The sequence below is a fragment of the Mesorhizobium sp. M2A.F.Ca.ET.067.02.1.1 genome, assembly GCF_004023285.1.
Lineage (GTDB): Bacteria > Pseudomonadota > Alphaproteobacteria > Rhizobiales > Rhizobiaceae > Mesorhizobium.
On sequence record NZ_RZSB01000028.1, the window covers coordinates 1 to 21,384 of the forward strand.

Sequence of the window (21,384 nt, forward strand, 5' to 3'; positions counted from 1 at the left end):
GGTGAAGTCGCTGGAGCTGAACTTGTTGGCGGTCGCCACCGGCGACGTCTCGGACAGTCCGTAACCTTCGCTCACCGGGCAGCCGGTCAGCGCCTTCCAGCGTTCGGCGACGCCCTTCTGCACCGCCATGCCGCCGCCCAGCGTCAGGATCAGCGGCTTGAAGTCCAGCTTGCGGAACTCCTCATTGTTGAGCAGCGCGTTGAACAGGGTGTTGAGGCCCGGGAAGATGTGCATCGGGTATTTCGCCAGTTCCTTGACGAAGCCCGGAATGTCGCGCGGGTTGGGGATCAGCACGTTCTGCGCGCCCTGCTGCATGCCCATCAGTGCATTCACCGTCAGCGCGAAGATATGATAGAGCGGCAGCGCGCAGATGAAGTTTTGATGCGCCGGCTTGGGCTTCACCGTATAGGCGTCCTCCACCCATAGCGAGTTCTGCGCGACGTTCGAAAGCACGTTGCGATGCAGCAGCACGGCGCCCTTCGAGACGCCGGTGGTGCCGCCCGTATATTGCAGGAAGGCGATGTCGTCGCCGGAGACCGTGGGCGGCTTGAAGGCGATGGTCGCGCCGGTCTTGAGCACGGCGTTGAACTTGACGTGGCCGGGCAGCGACCATGCCGGAACCATCTTCTTCACCCGCCGCACGACGAGGTTGACGATGGCGCCCTTGAGGCCGCCCAGCATGTCGCCCATCGATGCGACGATGACATGCTTCACAGGCGTCCTGGCGATGACCGCCTGCAGCGTGCCGGCGAAGTTTTCCAGGATGACGATCGCCTGCGCGCCGGAATCCTTCAACTGATGTTCCAGTTCGCGCGGCGTGTAGAGCGGGTTGATATTCACCACCGTGTAGCCGGCGCGGAGCACCGCCATCATCGCCACCGGATATTGCAGCACGTTCGGCATCATCAGCGCCACGCGCGCGCCCTTTTCCAGGCCTCTTGCCTGCAGGTAGGCGCCGAACGCGGCCGACAGCCGCTCGAGCTCCGCATAAGTGATTGACTTGCCCATGCACACGAAGGCCGGCTGCCCGGCGAATTGCTTGCAGGCGCCGACCAGGAACTCGCCGATGGACTTGTAGGGCAGGGCGCCGATCTCTGCCGGCATGTTCTTCGGATAGCTTTTCAACCACGGCTTCTCCGGCAGGCCAACCGTGAGTTCGGTGATCGCCTTCGGCAAGCCCTTCGAGGCAGATTTGGCGGTGGCCGGCTCTGTGGATTTCGCGGCTGCCGCCTTGGCCTTTGGCGCTGCGGGTTTGGCGGCGGCCGGCCTTGCCGCCTTGGCGGGCGCTGCCTTCGCGGCCGTCTTCACCTTCGGCGCGGCGGCAGCCTTGGCAGCCTTGGGCGCATCGCTTTCAGCGGCCTTGGCTTTTGCTTTCGCCGGCCCTGTCGTCTTGGCTGCTTTTGCCACCTGTCTCTCCCTGTCGCCTTCGATATGGGCGCCCGCTTCCGCAAGAAGCGTCCTCCACGCCGGTTCGGATTTTCCGGGAAATCCCGCCCATCATCTATGTATTGCCTCTATCTGCGGCCGTGCAAGCCTTGCCCCAGCGGCAGGGCGGGGAAAGATTTGCCGTCGAAATCCGCTCCTCGATGGCCTCCCGCGTCATGCCTGGAGGGCAGGCGGGACGTCCGGCGGCGCGGCCTCACGGGCTCGTTCCCCAAGACAGCCGATCAATAAAAAAATGCCGTCGTTAATAATGTTGTGAGCGGAAAAGAATGCTCATTTTTTCTATTATTGGAGCATAATCTAGATTCTTTTCCTGCTTCCCATGGGGTACGCACACGAGGTGTTCCAAAGGCGAAGAAACGGTGCTTATATGCGCCCTTCGCGAGCCTGATAGAGGGGCTTGAGAGAACATCAGGGAGTGCTCAATGAAAAAGACAATGACTTTTGCAGCCGCGTTGCTGGCTGCAAGCGTCCTCAGCGGCATGGCCAGTGCCAAGACGCTCGTTTATTGCTCGGAAGCGTCGCCGGCCAATTTCGACCCCGGCACGACGACCGGCGGCAACGACTTCGACGCTTCGTCGCGCACGGTCTATTCGCGACTGGTCGAGTTCAAGCATGGCGGCACGGAGATCGAGCCCGGTCTTGCCGACAAATGGGAAATTTCCGACGACGGCCTTGTCTACACTTTCCATCTGCATCCGGGTGTGAAGTTCCAGACCACCGATTATTTCAAGCCGACGCGCGACCTCAACGCCGATGACGTCGTCTTCTCCTTCGATCGCCAGTTCAACAAGCAGAACCCGTGGAACGGCGACAAGTATCTGCCGAACCTCACCTGGGACTATTACACCGGCATGGACATGCCGAAATATGTCGCCAAGTGGGAGAAGGTCGACGACCTCACCGTCAAGCTGACGCTGACCGAGCCGAACGCGCCGATGCTGGCCAATCTCGGCATGGACTTCGCCTCGATCGTGTCGAAGGAATATGCCGATCAGCTCGAGAAGGACGGCAAGATGGCCGACTTCTCGACCAAGCCGATCGGCACCGGTCCGTTTCAGTTCGTCGACTACCAGCTCGACGCCGTCATCCGCTATGCGGCCAATCCGGATTATTTCAAGGGCAAGGAAAAGATCGACGATCTGGTCTTCGCCATCACGCCTGACGCGACCGCCCGCATCCAGAAGGTGCTGGCCGGCGAGTGCGACGTGGCTCCGTATCCGAATCCGGCCGACATCGCCACCATCAAGGCCAACAAGGACGTGACCTTGATGGATCAGGCCGGCCTCAACATCGGCTATATGAGCTACAACACCACGATCCCGCCGCTCGACAAGCCGGAAGTGCGCCACGCGCTCAACCAGGCGATCGACCGGGAGGCGCTGATCAAGTCGCTGTTCCAGGATGCCGGCGCCACACCGGCCGAAAACCTGATCCCGCCGACCATGTGGTCGTGGGACAAGGACGTGAAGACCGACGCCTACAATCCGGATGAGGCCAAGAAGGTGCTCGAGGCTGCCGGCTTGAAGGAAATCCAGCTCTGGGCTTCCGACCGCGTTCGCCCGTATAACCCGAACTTCCAACGCGCCGCCGAGCTGATCCAGGCCGACTGGGCCAAGGTCGGCGTCAAGGCGACCATCGTCAACTACGAATGGACGAAGTATCGCGAGGAAGGCAAGAAGAAGGACCGTCCGGGCGCCTTCCAGATCGGCTGGACCGGCGACAATGGCGATCCGGACAACTTCTTCGCCACTCTCTTCGCCTGCTCCGCCGTCGGCGTCTCGAACTACTCCAGCTGGTGCGACAAGGACTTCGAGGACCTGATCCAGAAGGCCAAGAAGACCAGCGACCAGGCCGAGCGCACCAAGCTCTATGAGCAGGCGCAGGTGATCTTCGCCAAGCAGGCTCCGGCTTTCCTGCTGGCTCACAGCCAGGTCTACGCGGTCGTTCGCAACAATGTCAGCGGCTTTAAGATGGACCCGCTCGGCATTCACCGCTTCGACGGCGTTGACAAGGCCGAATAATATTGCGAACGGGGCGGCGCTAATTCCAGCGCCGCCCCGCTCCATTTGACGATGCTCCGATATCTTCTCAACAAAATCGCCCTCCTGATCCCGACTTTGGTCGGTATCACCATCTGTGCCTTCGCCTTTGTCCGGCTGCTGCCCGGCGATCCGATCCTGGCCATGGCCGGCGAGCATGGCGTCGCCCCCGCCCGCTATGAAGAGCTCAAGCAACAGTTCGGCTACAATCTGCCGATCTGGGAGCAGTATGCGCGCTATGTCGGTGAGGTCGCCACCGGCGATTTCGGCGTTTCCATCTCGTCCAAGCGCCCAGTGCTCGAGGAGTTCAAGACGCTCTTCCCGGCGACGCTGGAACTCTCCTTCTTCGCCATGATCTTCGCCATGGTGATCGGCATCCCCGCCGGCATCTTCGCCGCCGTCAAGCGCGGCTCATGGTTCGACCAGTCGCTGATGGGCACGGCCCTTGTCGGCTATTCGATGCCGATCTTTTGGTGGGGCCTTTTGCTCATCATCTTCTTTTCCGGCTATCTCGGCTGGACGCCGGTCTCGGGCCGCATCGGCCTGCAGTTTTTCTTCAAGCCGATCACCGGCTTCATGACCATCGACAGCCTGCTCCACGGCAAGTGGGACGCGTTCCGCTCCGCGCTTAGCCACCTCGTCCTGCCGGCGATCGTGCTCGGCACCATTCCGCTGGCGGTGATCGCGCGCCAGACGCGCTCGGCGATGCTCGAGGTGCTGGGCGAGGACTATGTCCGCACCGCCCGCGCCAAAGGCCTTTCGGGGGCGCGCGTCATCGGCGTGCATGCGCTGCGCAACGCGCTGATCCCGGTCGTCACCACCATCGGCCTGCAGGTCGGCACGCTGCTGGCCGGCGCCATCCTCACCGAGACCATCTTCGCCTGGCCGGGCATCGGCAAATGGATGGTCGATTCCATCTTCAAGCGCGACTATGTCGTCGTGCAGTCGGGTCTGCTTTTGATCGCGCTCATCGTCATGGCGATGAACCTCATCGTCGACGTGCTTTACGCCGTCATCAACCCGCGCATCAGGGCGGCATAAATGACCCAGACCGAAATCGCCCCGATGGCCGCCGGAAGTCCGGACCGCCTCACCGGCCTCAAGACCTTCTGGCACTATTTCTCGGTGAACCGCGGCGCGGTCATCGGCCTGTTCGTCTTCATCCTGCTGGTGCTGGCCGCGCTGTTCGCGCCGCTGCTCGCGCCCTATGCGCCCGACATCCAGGACAAGACCGCGTTCCTCAGGCCGCCCGCCTGGCAGGCCGGCGGCTCGACGCAATATCTGCTCGGCACCGACCCGGTCGGCCGCGACATCCTCTCACGCCTGCTCTATGGCGCACGCTTCTCGCTGCTGATCGGCGCGGTGGTGGTCACGCTGGCGCTCACTGGCGGCATCACGCTCGGCCTGCTCGCCGGCTATTTCCGCGGCTGGGTCGACGTCGCGATCATGCGCGTCATGGACCTGATCCTGGCCTTCCCGTCGCTGCTGCTGGCGCTGGTGCTGGTGACGATCCTCGGGCCCGGCCTGTTCAACGCCATGCTGGCGATCGCGCTCGTCCTGCAGCCGCATTTCGCCCGCCTGGTGCGCGCCGCCGTGATGGCTGAGAAGAGCCGAGAATATGTCGTGGCGGCGAAAGTCGCCGGCGCCGGCCATCTCAGGCTGATGCTCGCCACCATATTGCCCAACTGCCTGGCGCCGCTGATCGTCCAGGGCACGCTGTCCTTCTCCAACGCCATCCTCGAAGCGGCCGCGCTCGGCTTCCTCGGTCTCGGCGCGCAGCCGCCGACGCCGGAATGGGGCACCATGCTTGCCTCGGCGCGCGAGTTCATCCTGCGCGCCTGGTGGGTGGTCACCTTCCCCGGCCTCGCCATCCTCATCACCGTGCTTGCCATCAACCTGATCGGCGACGGCCTGCGCGATGCGCTTGATCCCAAGCTCAGGAGGTCGTGATGGCGCTGCTCGACATCCAGAACCTCGTCGTCGAATTCCAGACCGCGTCGGGTCCGTTCCGCGCCGTCGACGGCGTCTCGCTCCATGTCGACGAGCGCGAGGTGCTCGCCATCGTCGGCGAATCCGGCTCCGGCAAATCGGTGTCGATGCTGGCCGTGATGGGCCTCCTACCATGGACGGCGACCGTCGCCGCCGACCGCATGAATTTCAACGGCCGCGACCTGTTGAAGATCAGCCCGGCCGACCGCCGCAAGATCATCGGCAAGGACGTCGCCATGATCTTCCAGGAGCCGGTTGCCAGCCTCAATCCCTGCTTCACCGTCGGCTTCCAGGTCGAGGAAGTGCTGCGCTTCCATATGGGCATGGACAAGGCCCAGCGCCGGGCACGCGCCATCGAGCTCTTCAAGCAGGTCGGCATCCCGGATCCCGCGGACCGGCTGAACTCCTTCCCGCACCAGATGTCGGGCGGCCAGTGCCAGCGCGTCATGATCGCGATGGCGATCGCCTGCAATCCGAAGCTCCTGATCGCCGACGAGCCGACCACCGCGCTCGACGTCACCATCCAGAAACAGATCCTCGATCTGCTGGTCTCGCTGCAGGCCAAATACAGCATGGGCCTGATCATGATTACTCACAATATGGGCGTGGTGGCCGAAACCGCCGACCGCGTCATCGTCCAGTACAAGGGCCGCAAGATGGAAGAGGCCGACGTGCTGTCGCTGTTTGAATCGCCGAAGAGCAACTACACGCGCGCGCTGCTCTCGGCGCTGCCGGAAAACGCCGTCGGCGACCGGCTGCCGACCGTCACGGACATGCTGTTCGTGGCCGCGCCTTCAGGAGCCGGCGCATGACCAAGGTCGTCGAGGGCAAGGACATCAAGCGCGACTACCATGTCGGCGGCGGCCTGTTCCGCGGCGCGCGCACCGTGCATGCGGTGAAGGGCGTTTCCTTCAGCGTCGAGAAGGGCAAGACGCTGGCGATCGTCGGCGAGAGCGGTTGCGGCAAGTCCACGCTCGCCCGCATCATCACCCTCATCGATCCGGCCACGTCAGGCGAGCTGTTCATCGACGGCAACAAGGTCGACATCGCCAAGGACGGGCTCACCAAGGAGATGCGCCGCAAGGTGCAGATCGTGTTCCAGAACCCTTACGGCTCGCTCAACCCGCGCCAGAAGATCGGCGACGTGCTTGGCGAGCCGCTCCTCATCAACACCGACAAGCCGGCCGAGGAGCGCCGCGACCTTGCGATGAAAATGCTGAAGAAGGTCGGCTTGGGACCCGAGCACTACAACCGCTATCCGCACATGTTCTCGGGCGGCCAGCGCCAGCGCATCGCCATTGCCCGCGCGCTGATGCTGAACCCGAGCCTCCTGGTGCTGGACGAGCCGGTCTCGGCGCTTGACCTTTCAGTGCAGGCGCAGGTGCTTAACCTGCTTGCCGACCTGCAGGACGAGTTCCAGCTGACCTATGTCTTCATCAGCCACGACCTCTCGGTGGTGCGCTACATCGCCGACGATGTGATGGTGATGTATTTCGGCGAAGCGGTCGAATACGGTCCGCGCGACGAGGTCTTCTCCGACCCAAAGCATGCCTATACCAAGACGCTGTTCGCCGCGACGCCCCGCGCCGACATCGCCAGCATCAAGGCCAGGCTTGCGAAGAAAGCGGCTTAGGGCCACAGGTCACTGTCCCAGAGGGCGGTGACCCCAGAGGTCGTCATCCTAGGGCGGAGCGCTGCGAAGCAGCGCGCAGACCCTAGAATCCAGTTACCCAGGTCACAAACGCAGCGGAGCAGAGTTCTGCACCGTGGCAACGCATCGACGTCACGGAATGGATCCTCGGGTCTGCGCGCGTCGCTTCGCTCCTTGCTTCGCCCGTGGATGACGACGCGGAGGTGGTCGGGATCACGACAACTTCGCGATGATCGCCCGCAGCGCCTCGCCGAATTTGTGCACTTCCTCGACCGTGTTGTAGTGCACCAGCGAGGCGCGGATCGCGCCGCTGTCCATCGACAGGTTGAGCCGCTTCATCAGCCGCGGCGCATACATGTGGCCGTCGCGGATGCCGATCTGGATGGCAGCCATCTCCTCGACGATCCGCTGCGGCGACAGCTTGCCGATGTTGAAGCAGAAGGTCGGCACGCGCTCGGTAATGCGCGCCTCGTCGGCGACGCCGTAGATCGTGGCATTGCAATCCTTCAGCACCCTCATCATCTCGCGCGCCAGCATCAGCTCGTAGTCGCGGATGGCGTTCATGCCGGCGACGATGTTGTCGCGGCGCGAGCAGTTGTTTTCGGGCAGGAAGTTGCGGCCGATCGATTCCAGATAGCGCACCGCCGCGTCCATGCCCGACACGTTCTCGTAGATGAAGGTGCCGGCCTCGACCTTGTAGGGCGGCTCGTCGGGAATGAAGTCCTCGCGGAAGGTCGGCAGCCGCTTCAGCGTGTCGAAGCGGCCCCACAGGAAGCCCATGTGCGGCGAGAAATTCTTGTAGCCGGAGCAGACGAGATAATCGCAGTCCCAGGCCTGCACGTCCATCAGCCCGTGCGGTCCGTAATGCACGCAGTCGAGGAACACTTCGGCGCCCGCCGCATGCGCGATCCTGGCCACCGAGGCGACGTCGACGATCGAGCCGATCGAATGCGCCGTCACCGTGCAGGCGACGAGGCGGGTGCGCTCCGACACCAGCGGCTTGAGATCGTCGACATGCAGATTGCCGTCCTCGCGCATGCGCCACCATTTGAACTTCGCGCCGGCCGGCTCCAGCGCCAGCCAGGTGGCGATGTTGGCGTCGTGATCCATGTCGGTGACGATGATCTCGTCGCGTCCCCCATCCGCGTCCTTGGCGAGCATCTGGCCGATGCCGAGGCTGACTAGGCGGATGAACGAGGTCGCGTTCATGCCGAAGCAGATTTCGGACGGGCTGTAGGCGTTGATCAGGAGCGCGACGCTCTCGCGCGCCGTCGCGACCGACTGGTCGACGGTGACGCTGCGGCCATAGCGGCCGCCGCGCTGCACATTGTGCGACACCAGATGGTTGGTCACCGCATCGAGCACGCTTTGCGGGATCTGGGCGCCCGCGGCATTGTCCATGAAGATGAAATCGCCGGCCCGCTGCAAGGCGGGAAACATGGCGCGGATCTTTTCGACCGGGAAGGCGGCGCTGGTGCTGTCGGTCTGATGCTTGTTCACGGGGCAGGCTCCTGCGAGGGACTTGGGCGGGGATGGGTATCGATGGCGGTCAGCGCGCTTTCTCGTCCTTGAAGCGGCGCTCGAGCAGGCTGACGAGGCGCACCATCGGCCAGAGGAAGATGAGGTAGACCAACGCGGCCCCGATCAGCGGCGAGGGGTTGGCGTAGAGCGATTGCGCGTTGGTCGCTTCCTTCAGAAGTTCCGGCAGCGCCACCGTCGAGGCGAGCGAGGTATCCTTGAACATCGAGACGCAGTTGCTGGTCATCGGCGGGATGACCACGCGGATCGCCTGCGGCAGCACCACCTTGCGCAAGGTGAGCATGAAGGGGAGGCCGAGCGCCTGCGCCGCCTCGAACTGGCCCTTCGGAATGCTTTCGATGCCGGAGCGGAACACTTCGGCCGAATAGGCCGACATGATGATGGCGAATGCGGTCACGGCCGATGCCCAGGACGACAGGCGGATGCCGAGGAAGGGCAGCGCGTAATAGATCAGGATCAGCACCACCAGCACCGGCAGGGCGCGGAAGATGTCGGTGTAGCCGATGGCCAGCCACCGCAGCGGCTTCGGTCCGTAGAGCCGCAGCAGGCTGATCGCCAGCCCCACCGCGATGCCGATGACGATGCTCATGATCCCCAGCAGCAGCGTGTTGAGGAAGCCGCGCAGCAGCGCCGGCAAACTCGACGCAATGACCTCGGGATTGAAGAAGGTGTCGATCAGCGACATGGGAGCGTTCCCGGACCGTGTTGCGTCATGCGATGCCCTGACAGGACCCGGACTATCGAAGTCGGATTGGCCGAAAGCGTGGTGGTCCGGGGACGTCACGCGTCAAACAAGACGTGCCGGCCTTGGGAGCCGGCACGTCGCTCGTCTTGCCGGTGGCCGCTCAGGCCTTGGGCAGCGGCATTTCCTTGACCGTCGAGGAATCTGCCGGCGCGTCGGTGCCGAACCACTTCTTGTGGATGGCGGCCAGCGTGCCGTCCTTCTTCATCGCCGTCAGCGCGTCGTTGAGCTTGCTAAGCAGCGGATGGTCCTTGCTCATCATCAAGCCGTACTGCTCGCCGGTCTTGATGCGTTCCTTGACGACGAGGTCCTTCATCTTCTGGAACGAATACTGCATGCCGGGGATGTCGCTGACGGCGGCATCGACGCGGCCGGCGCTGAGGTCGAGCAGCAGGTTCTGCTGCGTGTCGTAGCCCTTGACGTCGCTGAAGCCGTCGGCTGCCTGATGGTCCTTGACCCAGGTCTCGCCGGTCGAGCCGGAGAGCACGCCGACGACCTTGCCCTTGAGGTCGGCTTCCTTGCTGATCGCGCTGTCGGTCTTGGTGGCGATGCCCATGTCGGAATCATAGTAGGGCTGGGTGAACGAGAGCGTCTTCAACCGCTCCGGGGTGATGGTGATCGAGGAGATCGCGACATCGATGCGGTTGGAACTGACAGCCGCGAACAGCGCCTGGAAGCCGAGATCGGCGATATCGGTGGTCATGCCGATGCGCTTGGCCGCTTCGTTGACGATGTCGACCTCGAAACCCTCGAAAGTGCCGCTCTCGTTCTTGTATTCGAAAGGCGGATTGGTCGGGTAGGCGCCTACATTGAGCACATCGGCGGCATAGGCGGTGGCGGGGCCGGCGGCGATGCCGATGGCGGCGGCCAGAACAAGCAGATTGCGACGCGTAAAGCTCATTGGTTTTCCCTCTGGGTCTTCCCTCTGTTGTCGATCGGGCGGGGCTCGCCCCGCACGGTTTGTTGCCGTCCCGCCTCCCAGCGGGGCGTCAATTCATGGCGGCGACCATGCGCTCGAGCGCCGTTTCTATCTGGCCGCTGTCGCGGCACACACACATGCGCAGGAATGCTGCCGCCGAATTTCCAAACAGGTGACCGGGCGCCAGCCCAACGCGCGCCTTCTCTAGTATCCTGGCGCAGACCTGTCGCGCATCGGCTTCGCCTTCTATGGCGAAGAACGCGTACATGCCGCCGCGCGGTTTCGTGGGCAGGATGACGCCGGGGATCCGGGCCAGCCGGTCATAGGCGAGGTCGAGCCCGGTCCTGATCCGTTGCCTGATGTCTTCGACCAGCGGCTCGCCCTGGCGGATCGCCGCCACGGCGCCGGCCTGGATCGGCGCGGCGGTGCCGCTGTTGATGTACTGCGTCATGGCGCCGAGCTGGTCGGCCACGCCCGATGAGTGCGTGAGCCAGCCTATGCGCCAGCCGGTCATCGCCCAGGCTTTCGAAAAACTGTTGACCGACAGCACCCGGTCGCCGTCCTCGGCGATCTGCAGGATCGAGGGTGCGACGTCGCCGTCGAAATAGAGCCGGCCATAAACCTCGTCGGAGATGATCCAGATGCCGGTGCGCCGGCTGAAGTCGAGCAGCGCCTGCATCTCCTCGCGCGACGCGGTCCAGCCGGTCGGGTTGGACGGCGTCGACAGGAAGATCGCGCGGGTGCGCGCGTCGCAGGTCGAAAACAGCCGGTCGAGATCAAGCCGCCAGTCATCCTTGAAATCTAGGGAGAACGGCCGCGGCTCGCCGCCGATCAGGTGGATGGCGTTGTGGATGTTGGGCCATTGCGGCGCGACATAGACGACATTGGTGCCGATATCGACCAGCAGCTCCAGGGCAAGATAAAGCGCCTGCATGCCGCCCGGCGTGACCGTGGTGCGTGCGATCGGGATCGGGCGGCCATGGATGCGCGTCTGGTATTCCGACAGCGCTTCATTCAGCGGGCCATGCCCGCGCATGTTGGGGACGTAGAAGGTCAGGCCCTCGTCGAAGGCCGCCTTTGCCGCGTCGCGGATGAAGGCCGGCGTCACCACGTCGCCTTCGCCGTACCAGAGCGCGATGACATCGCCGAGCTCGCGCGCGCGGACCGCGAGGTTGGCGATGTTTTCCGTGTGCAGGTCGCGGATCTGGGCGCGCACGCCATCGAAGGCATAGCGCGCGCTGGACGACGACTGGGGCAACACAAACGACAAGGACTGAAACCCCCTTCCACCCGGGCGGCGACGGACTGACAGGAAAACCTGCAGTGGCAGCCGCCTTCAAGGATGCTATCCAAAGTGCCGCGCTTTTCAAGGCAAAAGTTTTAAGCTTAAAAAGTTTGGCGCCCCTGCTGCCCAACGGATGCGGGTCGCGTCCGTTTTACGCCAGCTCGTCGCGCGCGGCGGCAAAATTGGCCGCCGCGCCGGCGCCGAGAAACATCGTGTCGCTGGCCAGCACGAAGAAGCTGGCGCCGAGGGCGCCCCATCGGCCGACATTCTGCGGGCTGGCGCAGAAGATGCCGGCGGCCCTTCCATGCGCGAGCGTCGCGCCGATGATGCTCTTGATCGCCGCATTGAGCTTGTCCGCGCCGGCAGGTCCGATCGCGTCGATCGACACCGAGAGATCGCCCGGACCGACGAAGATCAGGTCGACGCCGTCGACGGCGGCGATTGCTTCGATGTTGGCGAGACCCTCCGCCGTCTCGACCTGGACCGCGACGACGATCCGCTCATTGGCGGCGGCCAGATATTCGGGAATGCGATAGCCGTAGCCGGCAGCGCGTCCGGGACCGACGCCGCGCTCGCCGAGCGGCGGATAGCGCGATGCCTTGACGGCCATCGCCGCCTGCTCTGCGGTCGAGACACGCGGCACGAGCACGCCCTGCGCGCCGCTGTCCAGCGCCGCTTGAATGGCTTCAGGCGCATGGCCGGGAACGCGCACCATGGCCGGCACGCGATGCACGTCGGCCGCCCGCACCATGGCCTCGATCGTCTCGCGCGAGATCTGCGCATGCTCCCAGTCGATGCAGAGGAAATCGAGCCCGGACGATGCCATCACCTCGACGGCGACCGGATGGGGAATGGCGGCAAAGGGCCCGACGAGGTTGGTCCTGCTGATACATTTCTGGCGGAACTCGTTCATGCCGATCCCCTTTTTCAAGTTGCCCAATCCATATCCGCAAACGACGACGAGGCGAAGCTATTTCAGGCTTGAAATATTTTCACGCCGGCCTAGCGTGTGGCGTTCCGCCCAAGAGTTTCCAAGATGATCAAAGCGCATCCCCTGCATGGCCCGAACAGACTGAACCTTGGCGTCTTCTCGACCAACGCGGATGGCGGCCTTGCCATCACCGATGTGCCGGAGCGCTGGACGGCAAGCTGGCAGGACAATCTGACGGCAGCCCAGATCGCCGACCGCGCCGGGCTGGAGTTCATGCTGCCGATCGCGCGCTGGCGCGGGTTCGGCGGCCGCAACAAGGTGCGCGAATTCTCCTTCGAGACCTTCACCTGGGCGGCAGCCCTTGCTGCGTCGACCGAGCAGATCGGCCTGTTCATGACCGTGCATGTGCCGCTCGTGCACCCGCTCTATGCCGCAAAGGCGCTGGCAACGGTCGACCATATCAGTCAGGGCCGCGCGGGGCTGAACATCGTCTGCGGCTGGAACCCGAAGGAGTTCGGCATGTTCGGCACGCCGCTGGTCGAGAAGGGGTACGACCAGGCGGCCGAATGGATCGAGATCCTGGAGCGGCTTTATGCGTCGAGCGAGCCGCTCGACTACGAGGGCGCCTACTATCGCCTGAAGGAGGCGGTGAGCCGGCCGGCCAGCCTGCAGGTGCCGCGCCCGGTGACCATGAATGCCGCTTTCGGCGGCCCCGGCCGCGATTTCGCCGCTGCCCGATGCGATTATCTGTTCACGACCTTCTCCGAGATGAGCGATGCCGGCAAGCATGTCGCCGACATCGGTGAGCGTGCCGACAAAGTCGGCCGCAACGTCGGCGTCTATACGGTTGCGCATGTGGTCTGCCGCCCGACGATGGAAGAGGCGCAGGCCTATTACACGCGCTATGCCGTCACCATGGCCGACCACGAGGCGGTCGATGCCCACATGGCCGGCAAGAAGGAATTCTCACAGTCGCACGACCAGCACGCCTATGACCGCTATCGCCAACGTTTCGCCGGCGGCGCCGGCACCTACCCGCTGATCGGAACCCCTGAGACGATCGCCGCCGACATGGCCGCCATCGCCGCGCATGGCTATCAGGGCATCGCTTTGTCCTTCGTCAACTACACGCAGGAACTGCCCTATTTCTGCGATCGCGTTCTGCCGCTCCTGAAGCAGGCCGGGCTGCGTCAGTAGTCAGTCAGGTATGACCGCGGTCGCCTGGATCTCGACCTTGGCGCGGTCCTCGACCAGCGCCACCACCTGCATGGCCGCCATCGCCGGAAAATGCCGGCCAATCAAGGCGCGATAGGCCTCGCCGATGCCTTTGAGGTTGCCGACATATTCGGCCTTGTCGGTGAAGTACCAGGTCATCGAGGTTATGTGCCGCGGCTCGCCGCCGGCTTCGGCCAGCACGGCGACGACGTTGGCGAGCGTCTGGCGCACCTGGCCGACGAAGTCGTCGGTCTCGAATTTGCACTCGGCGTTCCAGCCGACCTGGCCGCCGATAAAGACAAGCCGGCCACGCGCGGCCACGCCATTGGCATAGCCGACCGGTTTGGCCCAGCCCTCAGGCTGCAGGATGGTGTGCATGTCTCCCCCTATTTCAGATGCGGTTGGCAAAGGTTTCACGCCGCGCCCATGACCTGTCTGGCGATCACCACCTTCTGCACGTCCGAGGCGCCCTCATAGATGCGCAGCGCCCGGATCTCGCGATAGAGGCTCTCGACGATATGGCCCTTGCGCACGCCGTCGCCGCCATGCAGCTGCACCGCCTTGTCGATTACCTCCTGCGCCTTGTCGGTGGCGAAGAGCTTCGCCATGGCCGCCTCGCGCGTCACCCTCGCGGCGCCCATGTCCTTGGTCCATGCTGCGCGATAGATGAGCAGCGCGGCGGCGTCGACATCGAGCGCCATGTCGGCGATGTGGCCCTGCACCATCTGCAACTCCGCCATCGGCGCACCGAAGAGTTTGCGTTCCGCGGCGCGCTTGACGCTCTCGTCCAGCGCGCGTCGCGCGAAGCCAAGCGCTGCCGCGCCAACAGTCGAGCGGAACACGTCGAGCACCGACATGGCGATGCGGAAACCGTCGCCGGCCTTGCCGATCAGGGCGGAAGTTGGGATGCGGACATTGTCGAAGGACAGCCGCGCCAGCGGGTGAGGGGCAATGACCTCGAGCCGTTCGGCGATGTCGAGACCCTTCGCGTCGCCAGGCACGACGAAGGCGGAAATCCCCTTGGCGCCGGGCGCCTCCCCGGTGCGGGCGAAGACGACATAGAGGTCGGCGATGCCGCCGTTGGAGATCCAGGTCTTTTCGCCTGAAAGGATGTATTTGTCGCCGTCGCGCGTGGCGGTCATTTCCATGTTGGCGACGTCCGATCCCGAGCGCGGCTCCGACAGCGCGAAGGCCGAGATCGCCTCGCCGGCTCGCGTCTTTTCCAGCCAGCGCTGCTGCTCCGGCGTGCCGAACAGCGAGATCGCGCCGGTGCCCAGGCCCTGCATGGCGAAGGCGAAGTCGGCGAGGCCATCGTGGCGGGCGAGCGTCTCACGGGTGATGCAGAGCGTGCGCACGTCGAGCGGTCCGGGGTTGGCCAGGTCGAGCGCCGTCGGCTTCAGCCAGCCATCGCGGCCGAGCTTGGCGACGAGGTCGCGGCATGCGGCATCGACGTCGTGGTGATCGACGGGGAGGTTTTTCGCGCACCAGGCGTCGAGGCGGTCGGCGAGTTCGCGGTGACGGTCTTCGAAGAAGGGCCAGGTGAGGAAAGAGCGGTCAGGCATTTGCGCCTCCGCTCGCAGCTCGGGCGCCGGCGCCATCCTTGCAACGTTGAAAACTGGCGAAAGCGGACGCGACGGCTGATCTCCCCCCAAGTGGGGGAGATGTCCGGCAGGACAGAGGGGGGCGCTGTCCCGTCAGCATGTCCATCTTGAGCGAAGACAACATCCTCAATTCCCCTCGAACACCGGCTTTTCCTTCGCCACGAACGCCTTGTAGGCCCGCTCGAAATCGCCGGTCTGCATGCAGATCGCCTGTGCCTGCGCTTCCGCCTCGATCGCCTGGTCGAGGCCCATCGACCATTCCTGGTTGAGCTGCGTCTTGGTGATGCCATGCGCGAAGGTCGGGCCGGAAACGATGCGCGCCGCCATGTCGAGCGCATCGGCCTCGAGCGCTGCCGCGTCGACCAGGCGGTTGTAGAATCCCCAGCGCTCGCCTTCCGCCGCGCTCATGGTGCGGCCGGTGTAGAGCAGCTCGGCGGCGCGGCCCTGGCCGATGATGCGCGGCAGGATCGCGCAGGCGCCCATGTCGCAGCCGGCGAGCCCGACGCGGGTGAACAGGAAGGCCGTCTTTGCTTCCGGGGTGGCGATGCGGATGTCGGAGGCCATGGCGATGATCGCGCCGGCGCCGACAGCCACGCCGTCGACGGCGGAGATGATGGGTTTGCCGCAATTCAGCATCGCCTTGACGAAATCGCCGGTCATGCGCGTGAAGGCCAGCAACTGCTTCATGTCCATCTTGACCAGCGGTCCGATGATGTCGTGGACATCGCCGCCCGAGCAGAAATTGCCGCCATTGGGCAGGAACACGACGGCGTCGACATCCTCGGCATAGACGAGGTCGCGAAAGGTGTCGCGCAGCTCGGCATAGCTGTCGAAGGTCAGCGGATTCTTGCGCTCAGGGCGGTCGAGACGGATTTTCGCGACTTTGCCTTCGACCTCCCAGAGAAAATGCTTCGGCTTGAGCCTGGCCATGGCGCTCATTCGCGTCCCTCCCAATTGCTGCGGAACGATTTCAGCATGCCGGTGAGCCGCTTCGCTTCCTCCTCGCTGACACCGCCGAGCAGCTCGCCGACCCAGCCCTCATGCACGGCCGCGATCCTCGCGAAAGCTTTGCTGCCTTCCTCGGTCAGCCGCACCATCGAGGTGCGGCGGTCGCCGTTGCGGCGCGCGCGCGTCACCAGCCCTTCCGAAACCAGCCGGTCGACGATGCCCGTCACATTGCCGTTCGACACCAGAAGGAAGCGCGACAGGTCGCTCATCAGCATCCCTTCCGGCACGCGGTAGAGCGCCGCCATCACGTCGAAGCGCGGCAGCGTGGTGTCGAATTCCTTTTTCAGCCGCTCGCGCAGCTCCGCCTCGATGGTGCGCGAGGCGCGCAGCAGCCTGATCCACAACCGCAGCCTCTCCTTGCCCGGCCCGGTGGAGGTCGGTCCCGCTACCATGTCTCGCCTCCGGAAATGGAGATTGCCTGTCCGGTGATCGATCGCGCCGCATCGCTGCACAGCCACAGCACCGCGTCTGCGACCTCGTCCGGCTGGATGAAGCGTCCCTGCGGGTTCGTCGCCGACAGGCTCTGCCTTGCTTCCGCTGCCGACCGCCCGGTCTTTTCCACGATGCGTTGGACGGATTCTTCCAGCATGTAGGTTTCGACAAAACCGGGACAGACGGCGTTGACCGTCACGCCTGACTTGGCGGTCTCGGCGGCCAAGGCGCGCATCAGCCCGACGACGCCATGCTTGGCGGCCACATAGGGCGCGACATAGGCGTAGCCCTTCAGCCCAGCGGTCGAGGCGACGAAGACGATACGGCCTGCCTTCCGCGCGAGCATGCCGGCGAGCGCCGGCTTCACCGTCAGGAACGCGCCGGTGAGGTTGACGTCGAGCGTGCGCTGCCAGTCGGCCAAAGACGTCTTGTGCGCCGGCGCGCTGCCGGCCGTGCCGGCATTGGCGACGACGATGTCGAACGGTCCGCGCGCGGCTTCCGCCTTCTCGTGGAGGGCTGCCATCTCGGACTCATTCGTAACATCGGCGGCGACAGCAAAGATGCGGTCGCTTTCCTTCGCTACCTCGGCCAGCGCCGCTCCACGTCGGCCGCAAATGGTGACGGCCACGCCGGCTTCCGCCAGCGCCAGCGCGATGGCTTTGCCGACGCCGGAGCCGCCGCCGGTGACCAGCGCGTGCTTGCCCTCGATTGCCCGCGCGGCGCTCATACCTTCAGCCCCGCTGCCGCTTCGCGCTCCGCCAGCCGGTAAATCTGGTCGCGTCCCGGCAGATAGGGATCGGGCCATTTGACGCCGCGGTCGCCGAGCGTCACCGCCGCATGCAGCGTCCAGTAGGGATCGGCAAGATGCGGCCTTGCCAGCGCCACAAGATCGGCGCGGCCGGCCATCAGGATCGAGTTGGCATGGTCCGGCTCGTAGATGTTGCCGACCGCCATCGTCGCCATGCCGACCTCGTTGCGGATGCGGTCGGAGAACGGCGTCTGGAACATGCGGCCATAGACCGGTTTGGCGGCGATGGACGTCTGTCCGGCCGAGACGTCGCAGAGATCGACGCCGGCTTTGCGCAGCAGCTTTGCGATCTCGACGGCGTCCGCCGGCGTCACGCCTTCGATGCCGACCCAGTCATTGGCCGAGATGCGCATCGAGATCGGCTTTTCCGCTGGCCACACCGCGCGCACCGCGTGGAAAACCTCCAGCGGGTAGCGCATGCGGTTTTCCAGCGAGCCGCCATAGTCGTCGGTGCGGCGGTTGGTCAGCGGTGTGATGAAGGCCGACAGCAGATAGCCATGCGCGGCATGGATCTCCAGCATGTCGAAGCCGCAACGCCCGGCCATCTGAGCCGAAGCGACGAATTGGTCGCGGACCATGTCCATGTCGGCGCGGTCCATCGCCTTCGGCACCTGGTTCTGCGGCGACCATGCCACGGCCGACGGCGCCATCACCGGCCAGTTGCCGGAAGGCAACGGCACGTCGGTTCCTTCCCAGCCGACGCGGGTCGAGCCCTTGGCGCCGGAATGGCCGATCTGGGCGCAAATCTTGGCCTCCGTTTCGGCATGGACGAAATCGACCAGCCGTTTCCAGGCGACCTCATGCTCCGGCTTGTAGAAGCCCGGGCATCCAGGCGTGATGCGCCCTTCCGGGCTGACGCAGGTCATCTCGATATAGAGCAGGCCCGCGCCGCCCTTGGCGCGCTCGGCATAGTGAGCAAAATGCCAGTCGGTCGGGCAGCCGTCGACCGCCTTGTATTGCGCCATCGGCGAGACGACGATGCGGTTGGCGAGCGCCATGTCGCGCAGCTTGAACGGCGCGAACATCGGCGCGCGGCGCAACATGTTACCGCCGGCGCCGGCCTTGCGCTGGAACCACTCCTCGGCGCCCGCCAGCCATTCGGCGTCGCGCAGGCGAAGGTTCTCATGGCTGATGCGCTGCGAGCGGGTGAGCAGTGAATAGTTGAACTGAACTGGATCCAAACCGAGATATCGTTCGACTTCCTCGAACCATTCGAGCGAGTTGCGCGCCGCCGATTGCAGCTTGAGCACCTCGGTGCGCCGCGCATCCTCATACTTGCGGAAGGCAGCCTCGAGATTGGGCTCGGTTTCGACATAGTCGGCCAGCGCCACTGCGCTTTCCAGCGCCAGTTTGGTGCCGGAACCGATCGAGAAATGCGCCGATGCCGCGGCGTCGCCCATCAGCGCCAGGTTCTTATAGGACCAGCGCTCGCACAGCACGCGCGGGAAGTTGATCCAGGCCGAACCCCTGATGTGGTTGGCGTTGGTCATCAGCGGATGGCCGCCAAGGTGTTTTGCGAAGATGCGTTCGCAGGCCGCGATCGATTCCTGCTGCGTCATCTGGCCGAAGCCGAAGGCGTTCCAGGTCTGCTCGCTGCATTCGACGATGAAGGTCGCCGTCTCGCTGTCAAACTGGTAGGCATGCGCCCACACCCAGCCATGCTCCGTCTTCTCGAAGATGAAGGTGAAGGCATCGTCGAATTTCTGCGTCGTGCCCAGCCACACGAACTTGCATTTGCGTGTGTCGATGTCAGGCTTGAACACATCGGCGAAAGTGGCGCGGGATTTGGAGTTCAGCCCATCCGAAGCAACCACCAGGTCATGCGTTTCCATGAAGGGCCGGGGATCGGAAATCTCGGTCTCGAACTGCAGCTTGATGCCGAGCTCGCGCGCGCGGCGCTGCAGGAGGATCAGCAACCGCTTGCGGCCGATGCCGCAGAAGCCGTGGCCGGAGGAAACGGTGCGCACGCCGTCATGGATCACCGCGATGTCGTCCCAATAGGCGAAATGTTTCTTGATCCAGACGGCGCTGACCGGGTCGTTCCTGGTCAGGTTCTCCAGCGTCTCGGCCGACAGCACCACGCCCCACCCGAACGTGTCGTCCGGGCGGTTGCGCTCATAGACCGTCACCTCATGCGCGGCATCGCGCAGCTTCAGCGAGATGGCAAAGTAGAGGCCGGCCGGTCCGCCGCCGAGAACCGCAACCTTCATGTCTTGCGATCTCCTCTAGAGCAATTCCAGGAAAAGTGCGTAGCGGTTTTCCGTCCGGAATTGCGTGAACTCTATATGATGTCCGGAACCGCCGGATGGGACCAGCGGTTCCGACTGTCAGTATTGCGCCAGGGGTCAATTATTTCAAGCTTAAAGTTTTATAATTGAACGATGGTTTGGGCGCGGCCGGTTTAGGTCATTTGCTCGGATCCTTCGGGCTCCACAACACGGTCTCCGCCCCCTTCTCATAGGCCATGCCCTGCGGGTAGCTGATCGCTTCCAGCTGCAGGCCCCAGGGCGCCTGGAAATAGAGGATGGTCTGGCCGGCCGCGGGGCCTTCCTTCACCGGCAGCGGTCCCAGTCTGGTCTTCACGCCCTTGCCGTCGAGATAAGCCTTCGCGGCGGCGACGTCGTCGACATAGAAGGCGATGTGGAAGCCGCCGATATCGCTATTCTTCGGCGTCAAATCCTTCTGGTCGGGCGCGGTGTATTTGAACAATTCGATGTTCGACCCGGTGCCGCAGCGGACCATGGTGATCTCCTCGATCACCGCCTTCGGATCGACGCCGAGCAGGTCCTGCATGAAGGTGCCTTTGTCGTCGGCAAACGGTCCGAACGACATCGCCTTCTTGCAGCCGACGACATCGGTGAAGAAGTCGACGGCCTGTTTCATGTCGGGCACGGTGATGCCGGTATGGTCGTGCCCGCGCATGCCGGGGATCGTATCCGCCGATGCGGCTGCCATTGCGCCGGACAAGGAGGCCGCGAGGACCGCTGCCTGGACTGCGTATTTCATGTCACCCTCCATTGGCGAGCCTGCTTGTCCTAGCGCACATCCGATGCCCGCTGGTCGGCGTGCGGATTTTAAAACTCAATTCATGCCGGCGCCTTGGGCCGCAGCCAGTCCGGATCGATCTCCGGCAGCGGAATGGCGGCGAGCAGGTCGCGCGTGTAGGACTCCTGCGGATTGTCGAACAGCGCGTCCGTGGCGCTGGCCTCGACGATCCTGCCTTCGCGCATGACGATGACCTGCTGGCAGAGCCGCCGGATCACCGACAGATCGTGGCTGATGAAGGCGATCGTCAGCCCCATCTCGGCCGCCAGCTTCTCCAGCAGCGTCAGGATCTGCGCCTGGGTCGAGACGTCGAGGCCGGAGACGATCTCGTCGGCCAACACGAATTTCGGCGCCAGCGCCAGCGCCCGTGCGATGCCGACGCGCTGGCGTTGCCCGCCCGACAGCTCGTGGCGGTAGCGGCTGGCAAAATTCTGTGGCAGGCCGACGCGCTGCAGCGCTTCCGCGACGCGCTCCTTGAGCCGGTCGCCGAGGCCGTTTTGCCGCAAGGGCGCCGCGATAATGTTGAAGACCGTATGCCGCGGATTGAGCGACGACATCGGGTCCTGGAAGATCATCTGTAGGTCGCGGCGCAGCGGCCTGAGCTCAGCCTCCGAAAGATGGCTGATGTCGCGCCCCTCGAGGCTGATCGCGCCGGCGCTCGGCTCGAGCAGCCTGACCAGCGCGCGCCCGAGCGTCGACTTGCCCGAACCGGACTCGCCGACGATACCGGTCAC

The 21,384-nt window shown here is 64.4% G+C and carries 20 protein-coding genes; 6 read left to right on the forward strand and 14 right to left on the reverse strand.

Annotation, left to right across the window (positions count from 1 at the left end; all coding sequences use genetic code 11):
• Positions 1–1,407 (reverse strand): AMP-binding protein (locus EOA28_RS04960; RefSeq protein WP_128314659.1); only part of this gene is annotated, 1,407 nt, incomplete at its 3' end.
• Between the two features lie 461 nt (positions 1,408–1,868).
• Here EOA28_RS04960 and EOA28_RS04965 point away from each other — a divergent pair.
• From EOA28_RS04965 to EOA28_RS04985, 5 genes are read left to right on the forward strand one after another with little or no spacing between them, the layout of a single operon-like run.
• Entirely contained in the window at positions 1,869–3,467 is a 1,599-nt protein-coding gene (locus EOA28_RS04965) for an ABC transporter substrate-binding protein (RefSeq protein WP_126079686.1), read from the forward strand.
• A 51-nt stretch (positions 3,468–3,518) separates the two neighbouring features.
• Positions 3,519–4,526 carry an ABC transporter permease subunit gene (locus EOA28_RS04970; protein ID WP_128314660.1) on the forward strand — a complete coding sequence of 336 codons (1,008 nt, stop codon included), beginning with the start codon at positions 3,519–3,521 and terminating at the stop codon, positions 4,524–4,526.
• Positions 4,527–5,435, forward strand: a complete 909-nt coding sequence (locus EOA28_RS04975) for an ABC transporter permease subunit (RefSeq protein ID WP_127249826.1) — start codon at positions 4,527–4,529, stop codon at positions 5,433–5,435. It abuts the gene before it with no gap.
• The gene (locus EOA28_RS04980) at positions 5,435–6,286 is read left to right on the forward strand and encodes an ABC transporter ATP-binding protein (RefSeq protein ID WP_127249827.1); all 852 of its coding nucleotides are present in this window, start codon (positions 5,435–5,437) and stop codon (positions 6,284–6,286) included. The genes EOA28_RS04975 and EOA28_RS04980 overlap by 1 nt, the downstream gene beginning before the upstream one ends.
• Positions 6,283–7,107: a dipeptide ABC transporter ATP-binding protein gene (locus tag EOA28_RS04985; RefSeq protein WP_127249828.1), complete on the forward strand. Its 825-nt coding sequence runs from the start codon at positions 6,283–6,285 to the stop codon at positions 7,105–7,107. Before EOA28_RS04980 ends, EOA28_RS04985 begins: the two co-directional genes overlap by 4 nt.
• 231 nt (positions 7,108–7,338) lie before the next feature.
• On the opposite strand, the gene EOA28_RS04990 is transcribed toward EOA28_RS04985, so the two are convergent.
• From EOA28_RS04990 to EOA28_RS05010, 5 genes are all read right to left on the reverse strand, one after another.
• Positions 7,339–8,625 (reverse strand): cysteine desulfurase-like protein, encoded by a 1,287-nt coding sequence (locus EOA28_RS04990; RefSeq protein ID WP_127249829.1) that lies wholly within the window; start codon positions 8,623–8,625, stop codon positions 7,339–7,341.
• A 49-nt stretch (positions 8,626–8,674) separates the two neighbouring features.
• On the reverse strand, positions 8,675–9,349 hold the full coding sequence (locus EOA28_RS04995) for an amino acid ABC transporter permease (protein WP_126079680.1): 675 nt from the start codon (positions 9,347–9,349) through the stop codon (positions 8,675–8,677).
• Between the two features lie 160 nt (positions 9,350–9,509).
• Positions 9,510–10,307, reverse strand: a complete 798-nt coding sequence (locus EOA28_RS05000) for an ABC transporter substrate-binding protein (RefSeq protein ID WP_127249830.1) — start codon at positions 10,305–10,307, stop codon at positions 9,510–9,512.
• A gap of 88 nt (positions 10,308–10,395) precedes the next feature.
• Positions 10,396–11,586, reverse strand: a complete 1,191-nt coding sequence (locus tag EOA28_RS05005) for a pyridoxal phosphate-dependent aminotransferase (RefSeq protein ID WP_245463474.1) — start codon at positions 11,584–11,586, stop codon at positions 10,396–10,398.
• Between the two features lie 175 nt (positions 11,587–11,761).
• Entirely contained in the window at positions 11,762–12,523 is a 762-nt protein-coding gene (locus EOA28_RS05010; protein ID WP_127249832.1) for an HpcH/HpaI aldolase/citrate lyase family protein, read from the reverse strand.
• 123 nt (positions 12,524–12,646) lie between these two features.
• Between EOA28_RS05010 and EOA28_RS05015 the strand changes: the two genes are divergently transcribed.
• A complete protein-coding gene (locus EOA28_RS05015; RefSeq protein ID WP_127249833.1) occupies positions 12,647–13,738 on the forward strand; it encodes an LLM class flavin-dependent oxidoreductase in 1,092 nt (363 codons plus the stop codon).
• Here the strand turns inward: EOA28_RS05015 and EOA28_RS05020 are convergent, their stop codons facing one another.
• The 8 genes from EOA28_RS05020 to EOA28_RS05055 all read right to left on the reverse strand — a co-directional run.
• A complete protein-coding gene (locus EOA28_RS05020; RefSeq protein ID WP_126079676.1) occupies positions 13,739–14,134 on the reverse strand; it encodes a RidA family protein in 396 nt (131 codons plus the stop codon).
• 35 nt (positions 14,135–14,169) lie between these two features.
• On the reverse strand, positions 14,170–15,318 hold the full coding sequence (locus EOA28_RS05025; protein WP_127249834.1) for an acyl-CoA dehydrogenase family protein: 1,149 nt from the start codon (positions 15,316–15,318) through the stop codon (positions 14,170–14,172).
• A gap of 165 nt (positions 15,319–15,483) precedes the next feature.
• Positions 15,484–16,296, reverse strand: coding sequence for an enoyl-CoA hydratase family protein (locus tag EOA28_RS05030; protein WP_127249835.1), 813 nt, complete (start codon positions 16,294–16,296; stop codon positions 15,484–15,486).
• Entirely contained in the window at positions 16,293–16,757 is a 465-nt protein-coding gene (locus EOA28_RS05035; protein ID WP_127249836.1) for a MarR family transcriptional regulator, read from the reverse strand. Before EOA28_RS05035 ends, EOA28_RS05030 begins: the two co-directional genes overlap by 4 nt.
• The gene (locus tag EOA28_RS05040) at positions 16,751–17,524 is read right to left on the reverse strand and encodes an SDR family NAD(P)-dependent oxidoreductase (protein WP_127249837.1); all 774 of its coding nucleotides are present in this window, start codon (positions 17,522–17,524) and stop codon (positions 16,751–16,753) included. The genes EOA28_RS05035 and EOA28_RS05040 overlap by 7 nt, the downstream gene beginning before the upstream one ends.
• On the reverse strand, positions 17,521–19,815 hold the full coding sequence (locus EOA28_RS05045) for a bifunctional salicylyl-CoA 5-hydroxylase/oxidoreductase (protein ID WP_127249838.1): 2,295 nt from the start codon (positions 19,813–19,815) through the stop codon (positions 17,521–17,523). The genes EOA28_RS05040 and EOA28_RS05045 overlap by 4 nt, the downstream gene beginning before the upstream one ends.
• A gap of 196 nt (positions 19,816–20,011) precedes the next feature.
• Positions 20,012–20,611, reverse strand: coding sequence for a VOC family protein (locus tag EOA28_RS05050; RefSeq protein ID WP_126079670.1), 600 nt, complete (start codon positions 20,609–20,611; stop codon positions 20,012–20,014).
• Between the two features lie 80 nt (positions 20,612–20,691).
• Positions 20,692–21,384: ATP-binding cassette domain-containing protein (locus EOA28_RS05055; RefSeq protein WP_148670657.1), on the reverse strand; the 693-nt coding region annotated here is incomplete at its 5' end.